The organism is Phenylobacterium sp., from assembly GCF_965284355.1.
In the GTDB taxonomy this organism is placed as follows: Bacteria; Pseudomonadota; Alphaproteobacteria; order Caulobacterales; family Caulobacteraceae; genus Phenylobacterium.
In genome coordinates this window covers 1,103,897-1,117,037 of record NZ_OZ260078.1, presented here as the reverse complement: position 1 = coordinate 1,117,037, position 13,141 = coordinate 1,103,897, and the positions used below count along the sequence as shown (strand labels likewise).

Here is a 13,141-nt window from a genome sequence, read left to right as displayed (position 1 = left end):
TCGACGCCCGGGGCCTCCCGGGCGTCTTTGTTTGCGACGCATCTGACCCGTCACGGTCCTTCGGCGCCCGCTCTCGCGGCCTGAACACCCAACGCATCCCCTGGGACCGGAAACCGCTATCGGGCGCGGCGAGGGGCGCTAAGGTCATCACCGGCCTGCGTTCGACCTGGGGGGACCGTGATGCCATCGGAACCGAACCCCGGCTTGTTCGAGGGGCCGCCGGTCACGCCGTTCATCCTGGCGGCCCTGCTAGCGCTGGCCTTGGGATTCGCCGCCTGGTGGTGGCAGGTGGAGCGCTCACGGGCGGCCGATGGCGCGCCGCACCGGCCCGGCTTTCTCGATCTTGCCATCGGCGCTGTCGCGAACTTCTTCGACACCTTGGGCATTGGCGCCTTCGCCACGACCACCGCAGCCTTCAAGCTGTTCCGCCGCGTGCCCGACGAACAGATCCCCGGCACCCTCAACGCCGGCCATGCCCTGCCGACCATCGCCCAGGCGCTCATCTTCATCGCCGTTGTCGAGGTCGATCCCGTCACGCTCGTCGGCATGATCGCCGCTGCGGTCGCCGGCGCCTGGCTGAGCGGCGCGTTCGTCGCCCGCGCGCCGGCCCGGACCATCCAGCTGGCGATGGGCATCGCCCTACTGGTGGCGGCCGGCCTGTTTCTCGCCGCCGTGTTGGGCGTCATGCCCGTGGGCGGCGACGCCAAGGGCCTGACCGGCGCGAAGCTGGCGCTCGCGCTGGGGGCCAACTTCATTCTCGGCGCGCTGATGATGCTGGGCATCGGCCTCTATGCGCCGTGCCTGATCCTGGTCGCGCTGCTGGGCATGAGCCCATTGGTGGCGTTTCCCATCATGATGGGCTCATGCGCCTTCCTGATGCCCGTCGGCGGATCCCGGTTCGTGGCCAGCGGCCGCTACAGCCCGCGCGCCGCGCTCGGCCTGACCTTGGGCGGCATCCCGGCGGTCCTGGTCGCCGCCTACATCGTCAAGTCGCTGCCGCTGGACTCGCTGCGGGTCCTCGTGGTGGTCGTTGTGACCTACGCGGCGTTCAGCATGCTGTGGTCCGCACGCCGTCCCGCCACGGCGCCCTGAACCTCGCCGCGGCCTGCGACCCAAACGGCGACCTCAGCCTTTCTCCTTGGCGGTTGCGCCAGAGGTTTCGTAAAGGGTCGCGGGTCCCCACGTGGGAACCCTTTCCACGACCTTGATGAAACGTAGCGACCGATGGCGAGCCTGAACGAGATCCGGACCCACTTCCTGGACTTCTTCCAGAGGAACGATCACGCCGTGGTCGCTTCGGCCCCGCTGGTCCCGCAGAACGATCCGACGCTGCTGTTCGTCAACGCCGGGATGGTGCCGTTCAAGAACTACTTCACGGGCGCCGAGACCCCGCCGTGGCCGCGCGCCGCGTCCTCGCAGAAGTCGGTCCGCGCCGGCGGCAAGCACAACGACCTGGACAACGTCGGCTACACCGCGCGCCACCACACCTTCTTCGAGATGCTGGGCAATTTCTCGTTTGGCGATTACTTCAAAGAGCGCGCGATCGTCCACGCGTGGGACCTGCTGACGAAGGAGTTCAAGCTCCCGGCCGAGAAGCTGACGGTCACGGTCTACCACACCGATGACGAGGCCTTCGATCTCTGGAAGAAGATCGCGGGCCTGCCCGACCACAAGATCATCCGCATTCCGACCAGCGACAATTTCTGGTCGATGGGCGACACCGGCCCCTGCGGCCCGTGCTCCGAGATCTTCTACGATCACGGCGACCACATCCCTGGCGGCCCTCCCGGCAGCCCTGATGAGGACGGCGACCGGTTCGTCGAGATCTGGAACCTCGTCTTCATGCAGTTCGAGCAGTTCGCCGACGGTCGTCGCGAGAGCCTGCCGAAGCCGTCGATCGACACCGGCATGGGCCTGGAGCGTATCGCGGCCGTCCTTCAGGGCGTGCACGACAACTACGACGTCGACCTGTTCCGCACGATCATCCAGGCCAGCCGCGAGCTGGTGGGCGGCGCGGGCGGCGCCTCGAACGGCCCCTCGCATCGGGTGATCGCCGACCATCTGCGTTCGTCCAGCTTCCTGATCGCCGATGGCGTGATGCCCACCAATGAGGGCCGCGGTTACGTACTGCGCCGGATCATGCGCCGCGCCATGCGCCACGCCCACCTGCTGGGCGCGGAAGAGCCGCTGATGCACCGCCTGGCGCCCACGCTGGTGACCGAGATGGGCGACGCCTATCCCGAGCTGAAGCGCGCCCAGGACGCCATCGTCGACACCCTGCGCCAGGAAGAGGAACGCTTCCGCGTGACGCTGGGCCGTGGCCTGGCGCTGCTGGACGAGGCGACGACGGGCCTGAACGACGGCGACGTGCTGTCGGGCGAAACCGCGTTCAAGCTCTATGACACCTACGGCTTCCCGCTCGACCTCACCCAGGACGCGGTCCGGGCCAAGGGCCTGACGGTGAACCTCGACGAGTATGATGCGGCCATGGCCCGCCAGCGCGAGATGGCGCGGGGCGCGTGGAAGGGCTCGGGCCAGGTAGCCGCCGCCGCCGAGTGGTTCTCGATCCGCGAGCGGCTGGGTCCGACGGTGTTCACCGGCTATGACGAGACCGAGGGCACGGGCGAGTTGCTGACCCTGGTCGAGGACGGCCGCGAGGTCGACGGGGCCACGACTGGCGCCAAGGTCCAGGCGTTGTTCGACCGCACACCGTTCTACGCCGAAAGCGGCGGCCAGGCGGGCGACAAGGGCGAGATCTCCTGGGACGGCGGTCGCGCGCGCGTGACCGACGTCCAGAAGCTGGCTGGCGACCTGCATGTCCACGACCTGGAGATCCTGGAGGGCGCGCTGAGCCCCGGCGCCCGGGTCGAGCTTTCGGTTGACGCCCTGAACCGCGCCACCACGCGGTCGAACCACTCGGCCACCCACCTGCTGCATGCGGCGCTGCGCAACGTGTTGGGCCGCCACGTGACCCAGAAGGGCCAGATGGTCGATGGCGAGCGCATCCGCTTCGACTTCAGCCACGGGGCGCCGCTGTCGCCCGACGAGATCGACCGCATCGAAGCGGAAGTGAATGCGGTGGTCCGCCAGAACCTTTCCGCCGAGACGAAGGTGATGGGGGCGGCTGAGGCGATCGAGGCCGGGGCCATGGCCCTGTTCGGCGAGAAGTACGGTGACAGCGTCCGCGTGCTCACGCTGGGCAAGGCGCTGACCGGCGACGCGGCCTACTCGGTCGAACTCTGCGGCGGCACGCACGTGGCGCGCACGGGTGATATCGCGCTCTTCAAGATCGTCTCAGAACAGGGCGTCGCCGCCGGCGTGCGCCGGATCGAGGCGCTGACCGGGGAAAGCGCGCGCCGATACCTGCTGGAGCAGGCGGCGGTATCGAAGTCGCTGGCCGAGCAGTTCAAGACGCCTGTGTCCGAGGTGCTGGCGCGGGTCGAAGGCCTGCAGCTCCAGGCCCGCAAGCTCGAGAAGGAACTGGCCGACGCCAAGCGACAGCTCGCCATGGGGGGCGGCGGCGGCGGCGGCGCGGCTGCGGCCGGTCCGGAGGAGATCGGCGGCGTCAAGGTGCTGGCGCGCATCATGGACGGCGTCGGCGGCAAGGACCTGCGGCCCATCGCCGAGGAGTTCAAGAAGCAGCTTCCGGATGGCGTCATCGCGCTGATCGGCACCGCCGACGGCAAGGCGGCGGCGACGGTGGCCGTAACCGGCTCGGCCCAGGGCAAGTTCAACGCCGCCGACCTTGCGAAGGCGGCGGTGCTCGCGATGGGCGGGCAGGGAGCCGGTGGCCGCCCCGACTTCGCCCAGGGCGGCGCGCCCGACGCTTCCAAGGCCGAGGAGGGCCTCGCGGCCGTGAAGGCGGCGCTGGGCGGCTAGTGCCCTGGCTGGCCCTCGTGCCCAGCCCCTTCACCGGGGCTGCGGCGTGGCGGCCGACAGCCCAGCGACTGCCCGGGGCTGTAGCGGTCGACTACGGCGGCGTGCGGGGTCCGGATTGGTACGACGGCGTCACCCGCCGGACGGCCGAGGCCATGGGCGACGGCGCTTGGGTCGCCGTACTCCATAGCGGCGCCGGGGCGTTTGCTCCGTCGCTGGCCGACGCGGGGGCTGCGGGCCTGATCTTTGTCGACGCGGTCCGCCCTCATCCCGGCCGCAGCCTGCGCGACGTGGATCCCGGCATCGTGAACCACCTGGAAGCCCGCGCGACGGACGGCCGACTGGCGCCGTGGAATCTCTGGTTCGACCAGGATCCCCTGCCGCGCTTCCTGCCGGATCCGGCGCCCCGAGCTGCCTTTGTCGCGGACCTGCCGCGCCCGCCGGTGGCCTTCCTGGACGCCCCGGCTCCGACGTCGGACGCGTGGGAGCGTTTGCCCAGCGCCTACCTCCAGCTCAGCCGCCGCTATGCCGTCCAGGCCGATTGGGCCCGGTCGCGCGGCTGGCCCGTGCGCGCCGCCGACCTGCACCACTTGGCCATGGCGACCCACCCCGATGAGGTGGCGGCGCTGCTTCGTGATGTTCTTGATTTGTTCGACCTCGACATCTAGGTTCCGGAGCTCAACAGGGAGAGCTTCATGACCATCGGATATGTGACCATCGGCGCCCACGACGTGGACGCGGCGCTGCCGTTCTTCGATCAGGTGTTCGGTGCATTCGGCTACGAGCGGGGCGATCCCGACAGCGGCTGGGTATTCTACGGCCCCAAGGGCGGCGCGCCCTGTGTCGGCGTCTGCAAGCCGCACGACGGACAGCCGGCGCGCGCCGGCAACGGCATCATGATCGCCTTCAAGGCCGACACCCAGGACCAGGTCCGCGCGGCCCACACTGCGGCGTTGGCCGCCGGCGGGACAGACGAGGGCGCACCGGGATTCCGTCCGCCCGAGGGCACATCGTTCTATGGCGCCTACTTCCGCGACGCTGTGGGCAACAAGTACTGCGTGTACGCGGCCTAAAGGGCAGCCGCCACCGACGGTCGGGGATGAATCAAAAGCGCCGCCCGCGATGTCCGCGGGCGGCGCCGTTGTCTTGCGGCAGATCGGCTGTCGCTAGGCCGCCAGCGCCTTCTCGAGGTTGGACGCCACCTTGTCGAGGAAGCCCTCGGTGGTGAGCCAGCCCTGGGTGTCGCCGACCAGCAGCGCCAGGTCCTTGGTCATCGAGCCGCTCTCGACGGTCGAGACGCAGACCTTCTCCAGCGTGTTGGCGAAGTGCTCGAGCTCGGCGTTGCCGTCCAGCTTGGCGCGGTGCTTGAGGCCCTGCGTCCAGGCGAAGATCGAGGCGATCGAGTTGGTCGAGGTGCTTTCGCCCTTCTGGTGCTGGCGATAGTGGCGCGTCACGGTGCCGTGGGCGGCCTCGGCCTCCATGATCTTGCCGTCCGGCGTGATCAGCACCGACGTCATCAGCCCCAGCGAGCCGAAGCCCTGGGCGACCTGGTCGGACTGGACGTCGCCGTCGTAGTTCTTGCAGGCCCAGATGAAATCGCCGTTCCACTTCAGCGAGGAGGCGACCATGTCGTCGATCAGGCGGTGTTCGTAGACCAGACCGGCGGCCTTGAACTTCTCGATGTATTCCGCCTGGTAGATCTCTTCGAAGATGTCCTTGAAGCGCCCGTCGTAGGCCTTGAGGATCGTGTTCTTGGTCGAGAGGTACAGGGGGTACTTCCGCGCCAGGGCGTAGTTGAAGCAGGCCTTGGCGAAGTCGCGGATCGACGCCTCGACGTTGTACATCGCCATGGCGACGCCAGCGCCCTTGAAGTCGTAGACGTCGTGCTCGATGACCTTGCCGTCCTCGCCCTCGAACTTGATCGTCAGCTTGCCGGGGCCCGGCACGACGAAGTCGGTGGCGCGGTACTGGTCGCCGAAGGCGTGGCGGCCGATGATGATCGGCTTGGTCCAGCCGGGGATCAGCCGCGGCACGTTCTTGCAGATGATCGGCTCGCGGAAGACGACGCCGTCCAGGATGTTGCGGATGGTGCCGTTCGGCGACTTCCACATCTTCTTGAGGCCGAATTCCTTCACGCGGGCCTCGTCCGGCGTGATGGTGGCGCACTTGATGCCGACGCCGTGCTTCTTGATCGCGTTGGCCGCGTCGATCGTCACCTGATCGTCGGTGGCGTCGCGGTTTTCCATGCCAAGGTCGTAGTACTCGATCTCCAGATCGAGGAAGGGATGGATGAGCTTATCCTTGATCCACTTCCAGATGATGCGGGTCATCTCGTCCCCGTCGAGGTCGACGACGGGGTTGGCGACTTTGATCTTGGCCATGAGGGGCAGGCGCTCCGGGCGTAATGCGTTTCAGGCCGTATAGCCGTCGGAAAGGCCGACGCAAAGGCTCCCCAGGGGAAGTTGGGGAACTATCCCACCGCGCGCAGCGCCGCGCTCGCCACCTGGGCGATGACGCGGTCGCGACCGGTGTCATCCAGGGTGGCTCCGGACAGGAAGACCGCCAGGGCGTACGCGCGCTTGTCGGCCATTGTGAAGACGCCCACGTCGTTGTGCGCGGTGGACAGGCCCTGGTCGACGCCAGATGTCCCCGGCCGGTGCGCGAGGAAAGCGCCAGGGCCGAGGCCGGCGCGGATGCGGCCTTCGCCACGCGTGCAGCGCGACATGAGGGCGGTCAGCCGGCGCGTCGAGTCGGCGCCCAGCAGTTCGCCGCGGTCGAGGCGCTGCAGGAACTCCAGCATGCCGCGCGGGGTGGACGTGTCGCGCGGGTCGGCCATGTAGCGGCGCATGGCGGTCATCCTGACCTGCGGCGGCACGGCGTCGCGCGCGGCCGCGAACGCCGCGGGGTCGCGCCAGGCGGGGCGGAAAGACGGCATGCCGTAGATGTCGGCGGGCAGCTCGCGCTCATAGCGATCCACGCGGATTTCCGGGACCCGCTTGCCGATCAGCCAGGCGGTCACCACGCCGGGTCCGCCGATGTGGCTCATCAGAACGTCGGCGGCGGTGTTGTCGCTCTCGATGAGGATGGCCTCGAGCAGCTCTTCGACCGTGTAGTCGCGCCGGCCGGGCCAGGCCGTGGCGATCGGCGAATGCTGGGGCGACAGCTGATCCTCCAGGATCGTCAGGCGCGTCGTTAGGCCGAGGTGGCCTGCATCGACTTCGCCCAGCACCGCCACGGCCAGGGGCAGCTTGAAGACGCTCTGCATCGGGAAGGGGCGGTCAGGGTTGGTGAGAAAGCTCTGGCCGCTCTCCAGGTTCATCAGCCCGACGCCGAGTACGCCGGGCAGCGCCGTCGCGGCGATCGCGTCCACGGCCTTCTGCAGGCCTTCGATGTCCAGTTTGGGCGTGGTGGAGGCGGTGAGCGGCATGCGGGGTTCGCAGGCTGCGAGGAGGCCCGCCGGCGCCACGGCCAGCAGAGAACGGCGACTGAGGGTTGCCAATGGCGAGCGAGGCTCCTTTAAGCGCGACATGTCCGAACCGTCCTCACCATCTACGACTTCAGGCGGGGCGCCTGTGATTATCCTCAACGCGCCACAGCTCGCCGAGAACATCGGCGCGGTGGCGCGCGTGATGGCGAACTTCGGGCTGGCCGACCTTCGGCTGGTCAATCCGCGGGACGGCTGGCCTCAGGAACGCGCCTGGGCGCTGGCCTCGGGGGCCGAATGGCCACTCAACGACGCCCGCGTCTACGACAGCGTCGCCGCCGCCATCGCCGACCTGCAGACGGTGTTCGCGACAACGGCCCGACCGCGTGAGCTGAGCCTGCCGGTCCTCACGCCGCGCTCGGCGGCCGCCGAGCTGTCCGAGGCCGTCGGACGCGGCGAGCGGGTTGGCCTGCTGTTCGGTGGCGAGCGGGCGGGGCTGGAGACGTCCGATATCGCGCTGTGCCAGGCCGTGGTGACGATCCCGATCGACCCCAAGTTCCGCTCGCTGAACCTGGGGCAGGCGGTGGCGATCAACGCCTACGAGTGGCGCACCACTGTCGAGGCGGCGGCGCCGGCCGCCTTCCGGCAGGGTCCGGGACCTGCGACGGGCGAGGCCATGCTGGGGCTCTACGAGCATCTGGAGCGCGAACTGGACACGGCCGGCTTCTTCCACCCGCCCGAGAAGACGCCGAACATGATCCAGAACCTGCGCTCGGCGCTGGCCAAGGCCCGCTTCACCGACCAGGAGGTCCGCACGTTTCGTGGTGTGATCACGGCGCTCTCCCGCGGCCGCGGCAAGGTGCTGGAGAAGATCGCCCAGAAGAAGGCGAGCGAGGGGTGAGCCTCGCCGACCTCCTGGACGACCTGGCGATTCCCATCGTCCAAGCGCCGATGGTGGGCGCATCGCTGGATGACCTGGCCGTGGCGGTGAGCGAAGCCGGCGCGCTGGGCGCCCTGGCCGCCGCCGCGCTGCCGCCTGCCGACATCGTCCCGATGATCGCCGCTGTCCGGGAGCGCACGGATCGGCCGTTCGTCGTGAACCTGTTTTCCGGCCCCAAGGCCGACCCGCAGCCCGGCGAGGTGGACGCCGCCATCGCCCGTCTCGCGCCCTGGTACGCCGAGCTGGGCCTGCCGCCGCCCGAGCCGCCGAAAGCGTTCGCCCCCGACTTCGACGCCCAGTTCGAAGCGCTGGTCGCCGCTGCGCCTCCGGCCGCCTCGTTCACGTTCGGGCTGGTGTCGCCCGAGCGGATCGCGCGGCTGCAAGCGGCTGGAACCTTCGTGATCGGCACGGCCACCAACGTCGCCGAGGCCCGCGCCTGGGCCCAGGCCGGGGCCGATGGGATCTGCGCCCAGGGCTTTGAGGCGGGCGGCCACCGCGGCCACTTCCTGGGCGACCTGGACGCCAGCCTGGTCGGCACGCTGGCGCTGGTGTCGACGATCCGGGCGGCCGTCCCGCTGCCGGTGATCGCGGCGGGCGGGATCATGGACGGGCGCGGCGTCGCCGCCGCTCTCGCCCTGGGCGCTTCGGCCGTCCAGATGGGCACGGCCTTCCTGCTGGCGGACGAGGCCACGACGCCCGCGCCATGGCGGCGCGCGCTGACCCAGGCGCCTGACGATCCCACCCGCCTCACACGGGCCTTCTCGGGCCGCTATGCGCGTGGTCTGGAGAACAGGTTCATGCGTCTGATGCATGGGGCGCAGGGCGACGTCCCCGCCTATCCTGTCCAGAACAGGTTGACCCAGCCGCTGCGCGCCGCCGCCGCCAAGGCCGACGATCCCGAGCTGCTCTCGCTCTGGGCCGGCCAGGCAGCAGCTCTCGTGCAGCCGGGCCGGGCGGCCGACATGATCCGGCGGTGGTGGGCTGAAGCGGGAGACGCCGCCGAGGCGGTCGCCGCACGGACGCGGCGAGGACAGGAGCCCAGGTGAGCGATCTGAGGACGGCGGCGCGGGACGCCTACATCTACACGCTGCCGCTGATCGAGGTGGCGACGACGCGCCAGCGCGGCATGGGGCTGGGCCAGCGGATGGGCGTCTTCACCCATGTGCGCAATCTGGCCACGCCCAAGCATCGGGCGGTCACGACGCCCAACACCGACACGCTGTATTCGACGGCGCACATCGACCTGTCGGCCGGGCCGGTCACGATCACATTGCCGGCGGCGGGCGAGCGCTATCTCTCGCTGGCGCTCATGGACGCCTACACCAACAACTTCGCCGTCCTGGGTACGCGAACCACGGGGCCGGCGGGCGGGACCTTCCGGCTGGTGGGCCCGCGCGACGCCATGGAGGGCTGGAACATCGTGCGTTCGCCCACCGACCACGTCTGGGCGCTGGCGCGGATCCTGGTGGAGGGGCCGCATGACCTGGAGGCCGCTCGTGAGGTCCAGGCCGGGATCTCGATGCAGGGTCCGGGCGGCGACCCGCCGGGGCCCTATGCCGACCGCGCGGCGGGCTGGGCGGCGTACTTCGCGAGCGCCGCCGCGCTCATGGCCCTCAATCCGCCGCCGGTGACCGATCTCGCCGCACTGCGCCGCATGGCGCCGCTGGGCCTGACCGAGGGCTTTGACGCGGGGCGATTCTCGAAGGCCGAGGTGGCCGAGATCGAAGCGGGCTTTGCGGAAGGCCGCCGGGCTGTCCGGGGCGGCGGCGGCCTGGCGGGCAACTTCGTCGGCGGTTGGTCCTATCCCAGCGTGCGCCTGGGCGACTTCGACCAGGACTACGAGCTGCGCGGCACGGTCGCCCTGGGCGGTCTCGCGGCCCTCCCGCCGGCCGAGGCGATGTATCTGCAGGGCGAGGGGCCGCTGCCCGGCAAGCTGTTCGACGGGACCACGATCTGGCGGCTGCACTTTCCGGCCGACGGCCACCTGCCGGTGAACTCATTCTGGTCGCTCAGCCTCTACGAGGCCACCGACGACGGGCAGTTCTTCTTCTGGGACAACCCGCTGAACCGCTACGCCATCGGCGACCGGACGCCGGGTCTGACGACGAACCCCGACGGCTCGCTCGACATCTGGATCGGCCATGAAAGCCCAGGCGCCGGGCGCGAGGGCAACTGGCTGCCGGCGCCCGCAGCGCCGTTCGCGCTCTTCATGCGCGCCTACCTGCCCAAGCCCGAGTTGCTCCACGGCTATTACCGTATGCCTGCGCTGGAGGTTGTCTGACGCGGGCGGGGCCCTAGGGTCCGCCCACTTCCAGGGGAGACGTTCCATTGAACAGGCGTGACGTGCTGGCGGCGCTGGCGGTAGTGGGGGCGGTCCCCACGAAGGCGTTTGCGCAAGGCGGCGACCTCAAGTCGGCGGCGCGGGACGCCTGGCTCTACGGCCTGCCGCTGATCGAGATGGCGTCCACGCGGGCCCGCGCCGTCGCCGGGCGCGCCGTCGGCATTCCCGCGGGCGTCAACCGCTTCGGGCACGCGCGGGTCCTTGCGGATCCGACCGCGCGGGGCGTGACGACGCCCAACAACGATACGCTCTATTCCAGCGCCTGGATCGACCTGACCAAGGGGCCAGTCACGCTCACGCTGCCGCGCACCGGCGACCGCTACATCTCGGTGGCGGGCATGAACATGTTCACGGACAACGACTTCGTCCTGGGCACGCGGACGACCGGCGGGGCGGGCGGCAAGTTCATGATCGTGGGGCCGGGGCAGCCGGGTTCGGGCCCTAATGTGGTGCGGCTGGCGACCCCGCACGGCTGGCTGCTGTCGCGCATTCTGGTGGACGGCGAGTCCGACCTGCCGGCGGTGCACGCGCTGCAGGCCCAGCTGGCGATCACGGGGCCGACCGTGACGCCGGGAACGGCGGTCTACGCCGGTCGGGGCGCCCCCGCGCTGGAGTACTTCGCCTCGGTCGCCGCCCTGCTGCGCGAAAACCCGCCGCCGGGGACGGACGCGGCCTTCTTCGCGCGTGTGGCGGCGCTTGGCCTGACCGGGGCCGGCGGCTTCGATCCCAAGCGGTTCAGCGCCGCACAGGTCGCCGAGATCGAGGCCGGCGTGGCAGAGGCCCGCCAGTCGCTTCGCACGATCCGCGTCGGCGGCGCCGTTCAGGGCTGGAACTACCCGCGTTCGAACCTGGGCTTCTATGGACAGGACTACGCGCTGCGGGCCGCCGTCGCCCTGGGCGGGCTGGCCGCGCTGCCGGGCGCGGAGGCCATGTACATGAATCCCGTCGGCGACCAGGGCCGCATGTTCACCGGCGCGGGGCCCTATGTGATGCGTTTCGCCGCCGACCGGATGCCGCCGGTCGACGCCTTCTGGTCGCTGACCATGTACGAGGCCACCCCTGAGGGGCAGTTCTTCCTCACCGAGAACCCCATTCGCCGCTACGCCATCGGCGACCGCACGCCCACGCTGAAGAAGAACGCCGACGGCTCGCTCGACCTCTGGATCGCCCGGACCGACCCGGGGGGCGACCGCACCGGCAACTGGCTGCCTGCGCCAGCCCAGGGCCCGTTCACGGTCAGCTTCCGCGCCTACCTGCCGCGGCCGGAACTCATGGACGGCCGCTACCGCCTGCCGCCGATCACGGCCGCCTGAACTTGACTCCGGGCCGCCCGGCCGTCATACACCGCGCCTTCCAACCGCCGGGCTCGCCTGCGTGGTCGGAAATCTATGACGGATTGATGCAAGGCCGCCGTTGAAATCGCATTCCCAGCAAGGGGATGCCGGCCCGCGTCGACAAGAGAGTGGAATATGTCCAAGCGCCATAGCGCCAAGTACAAACTCGACCGCCGGATGGGCGAAAACGTCTGGGGTCGCCCGAAGTCTCCCATCAACACCCGCGCCTACGGCCCCGGCCAGCACGGCCAGCGCCGCAAGTCCAAGGTCTCGGACTTCGGCCTGCAGCTGCGCGCCAAGCAAAAGCTGAAGGGCTACTACGGCAACATCACCGAGAAGCAGTTCGTCCGCATCTACACGGAAGCGGCGCGCCGCAAGGGCAACACCTCGGAAAACCTGATCGCGCTGCTCGAGTCGCGTCTGGACGCCGTCGTCTACCGCTCCAAGTTCGTCCCGACCCCGTTCGCCGCCCGCCAGTTCGTCAACCACGGCCACGTGCTGGTGAACGGCAAGCGCGTGAACATCGCGTCGTACCGCGTGAAGCCGGGCGACGTGGTTTCGGTTCGCGAGCGTTCGCGCAATATGGCCCTGGTGCTGGAAGCGCTGGGTTCGTCGGAGCGTGATACGCCCGACTACATCACCGTCGACGCCAAGGGCATGGCCGCCACGTTCGTGCGCGCCCCGGAACTCTCGGAAGTTCCGTACCCGGTGAAGATGGAACCGAACCTCGTGGTCGAGTTCTACGCGTCCTAATCGGCGCCGACACCGAACAGATACTGCGAAGGCCCCGGATCACTCCGGGGCCTTTTGCATTTGGGCCGTATGTGGCGAAGTCGCGGGATGAACCGACGGATCTTCGTGCTGGCGGCCCTGGCGCTTTCCGGCTGCGCCACAGGCGGTGTGCGCGTAGTCGCCCCGCCGGACTCTGGCCTCTCAGAGCTTGAGCCGCTTTACCGCGCCCACCCCGGCCGCGACGCGATCATCATCAGCGTCGCGTCCAACGGCTGCACCGCCAAGGCCGACTTCGCCTTCTACGTCGAGCGCAAGGGCGGGGCGGTGAACCTGGCGTTTGGCCGCAAGCGGATCGACCCGTGCAAGTCGTTCGCCATGGGCAAGACCGACCTGACCTTCACCTGGGCCGAGTTGGGCGTGGAGCCGCGCGCGAAGGTTTTCCTGCTTAACCCATTGACGGCCTGGACGGGGCCGGGGACCTGAGCCCCGGCGAT

12 protein-coding genes are annotated in these 13,141 nt (G+C 69.6%); 10 read left to right on the top strand and 2 right to left on the bottom strand.

Annotated features, from left to right (window positions below):
• Positions 1-180: 180 nt before the first annotated feature.
• From ACQ66R_RS05420 to ACQ66R_RS05405, 4 genes are all read left to right on the top strand, one after another.
• A complete protein-coding gene (locus tag ACQ66R_RS05420) occupies positions 181-1,092 on the top strand; it encodes a TSUP family transporter (protein ID WP_430419918.1) in 912 nt (303 codons plus the stop codon).
• Between the two features lie 132 nt (positions 1,093-1,224).
• A complete protein-coding gene (gene alaS, locus ACQ66R_RS05415) occupies positions 1,225-3,879 on the top strand; it encodes an alanine--tRNA ligase (protein WP_430419916.1) in 2,655 nt (884 codons plus the stop codon).
• Positions 3,879-4,544 carry a hypothetical protein gene (locus ACQ66R_RS05410; RefSeq protein ID WP_430419914.1) on the top strand — a complete coding sequence of 222 codons (666 nt, stop codon included), beginning with the start codon at positions 3,879-3,881 and terminating at the stop codon, positions 4,542-4,544. The genes alaS and ACQ66R_RS05410 overlap by 1 nt, the downstream gene beginning before the upstream one ends.
• Positions 4,545-4,571: 27 nt before the next feature.
• Entirely contained in the window at positions 4,572-4,949 is a 378-nt protein-coding gene (locus ACQ66R_RS05405) for a VOC family protein (RefSeq protein ID WP_430419912.1), read from the top strand.
• Between the two features lie 93 nt (positions 4,950-5,042).
• Here ACQ66R_RS05405 and ACQ66R_RS05400 read toward each other — a convergent pair whose 3' ends face one another.
• Together ACQ66R_RS05400 and bla are read right to left on the bottom strand one after the other, a co-directional pair.
• Entirely contained in the window at positions 5,043-6,257 is a 1,215-nt protein-coding gene (locus ACQ66R_RS05400) for an NADP-dependent isocitrate dehydrogenase (protein ID WP_293363883.1), read from the bottom strand.
• 89 nt (positions 6,258-6,346) lie between these two features.
• Complete coding sequence (gene bla, locus ACQ66R_RS05395; protein ID WP_430419910.1) at positions 6,347-7,303, bottom strand: class A beta-lactamase; 957 nt, start codon at positions 7,301-7,303, stop codon at positions 6,347-6,349.
• A gap of 100 nt (positions 7,304-7,403) precedes the next feature.
• On the opposite strand from bla, the gene ACQ66R_RS05390 reads away from it, so the two are divergent.
• The 6 genes from ACQ66R_RS05390 (at position 7,404) to ACQ66R_RS05365 (ending at position 13,130) form a co-directional block, all read left to right on the top strand.
• Positions 7,404-8,201, top strand: a complete 798-nt coding sequence (locus ACQ66R_RS05390; protein ID WP_430419908.1) for an RNA methyltransferase — start codon at positions 7,404-7,406, stop codon at positions 8,199-8,201.
• On the top strand, positions 8,198-9,286 hold the full coding sequence (locus ACQ66R_RS05385; RefSeq protein ID WP_430419907.1) for an NAD(P)H-dependent flavin oxidoreductase: 1,089 nt from the start codon (positions 8,198-8,200) through the stop codon (positions 9,284-9,286). The genes ACQ66R_RS05390 and ACQ66R_RS05385 overlap by 4 nt, the downstream gene beginning before the upstream one ends.
• Complete coding sequence (locus ACQ66R_RS05380; RefSeq protein ID WP_430419905.1) at positions 9,283-10,521, top strand: DUF1254 domain-containing protein; 1,239 nt, start codon at positions 9,283-9,285, stop codon at positions 10,519-10,521. Before ACQ66R_RS05385 ends, ACQ66R_RS05380 begins: the two co-directional genes overlap by 4 nt.
• A gap of 47 nt (positions 10,522-10,568) precedes the next feature.
• Positions 10,569-11,894 (top strand): DUF1254 domain-containing protein, encoded by a 1,326-nt coding sequence (locus ACQ66R_RS05375; protein ID WP_430419903.1) that lies wholly within the window; start codon positions 10,569-10,571, stop codon positions 11,892-11,894.
• 156 nt (positions 11,895-12,050) lie between these two features.
• Positions 12,051-12,668 carry a 30S ribosomal protein S4 gene (gene rpsD, locus ACQ66R_RS05370; protein WP_293363877.1) on the top strand — a complete coding sequence of 206 codons (618 nt, stop codon included), beginning with the start codon at positions 12,051-12,053 and terminating at the stop codon, positions 12,666-12,668.
• A gap of 87 nt (positions 12,669-12,755) precedes the next feature.
• Positions 12,756-13,130 carry a hypothetical protein gene (locus tag ACQ66R_RS05365; protein ID WP_430419901.1) on the top strand — a complete coding sequence of 125 codons (375 nt, stop codon included), beginning with the start codon at positions 12,756-12,758 and terminating at the stop codon, positions 13,128-13,130.
• The last annotated feature ends 11 nt before the right edge of the window (positions 13,131-13,141 follow it).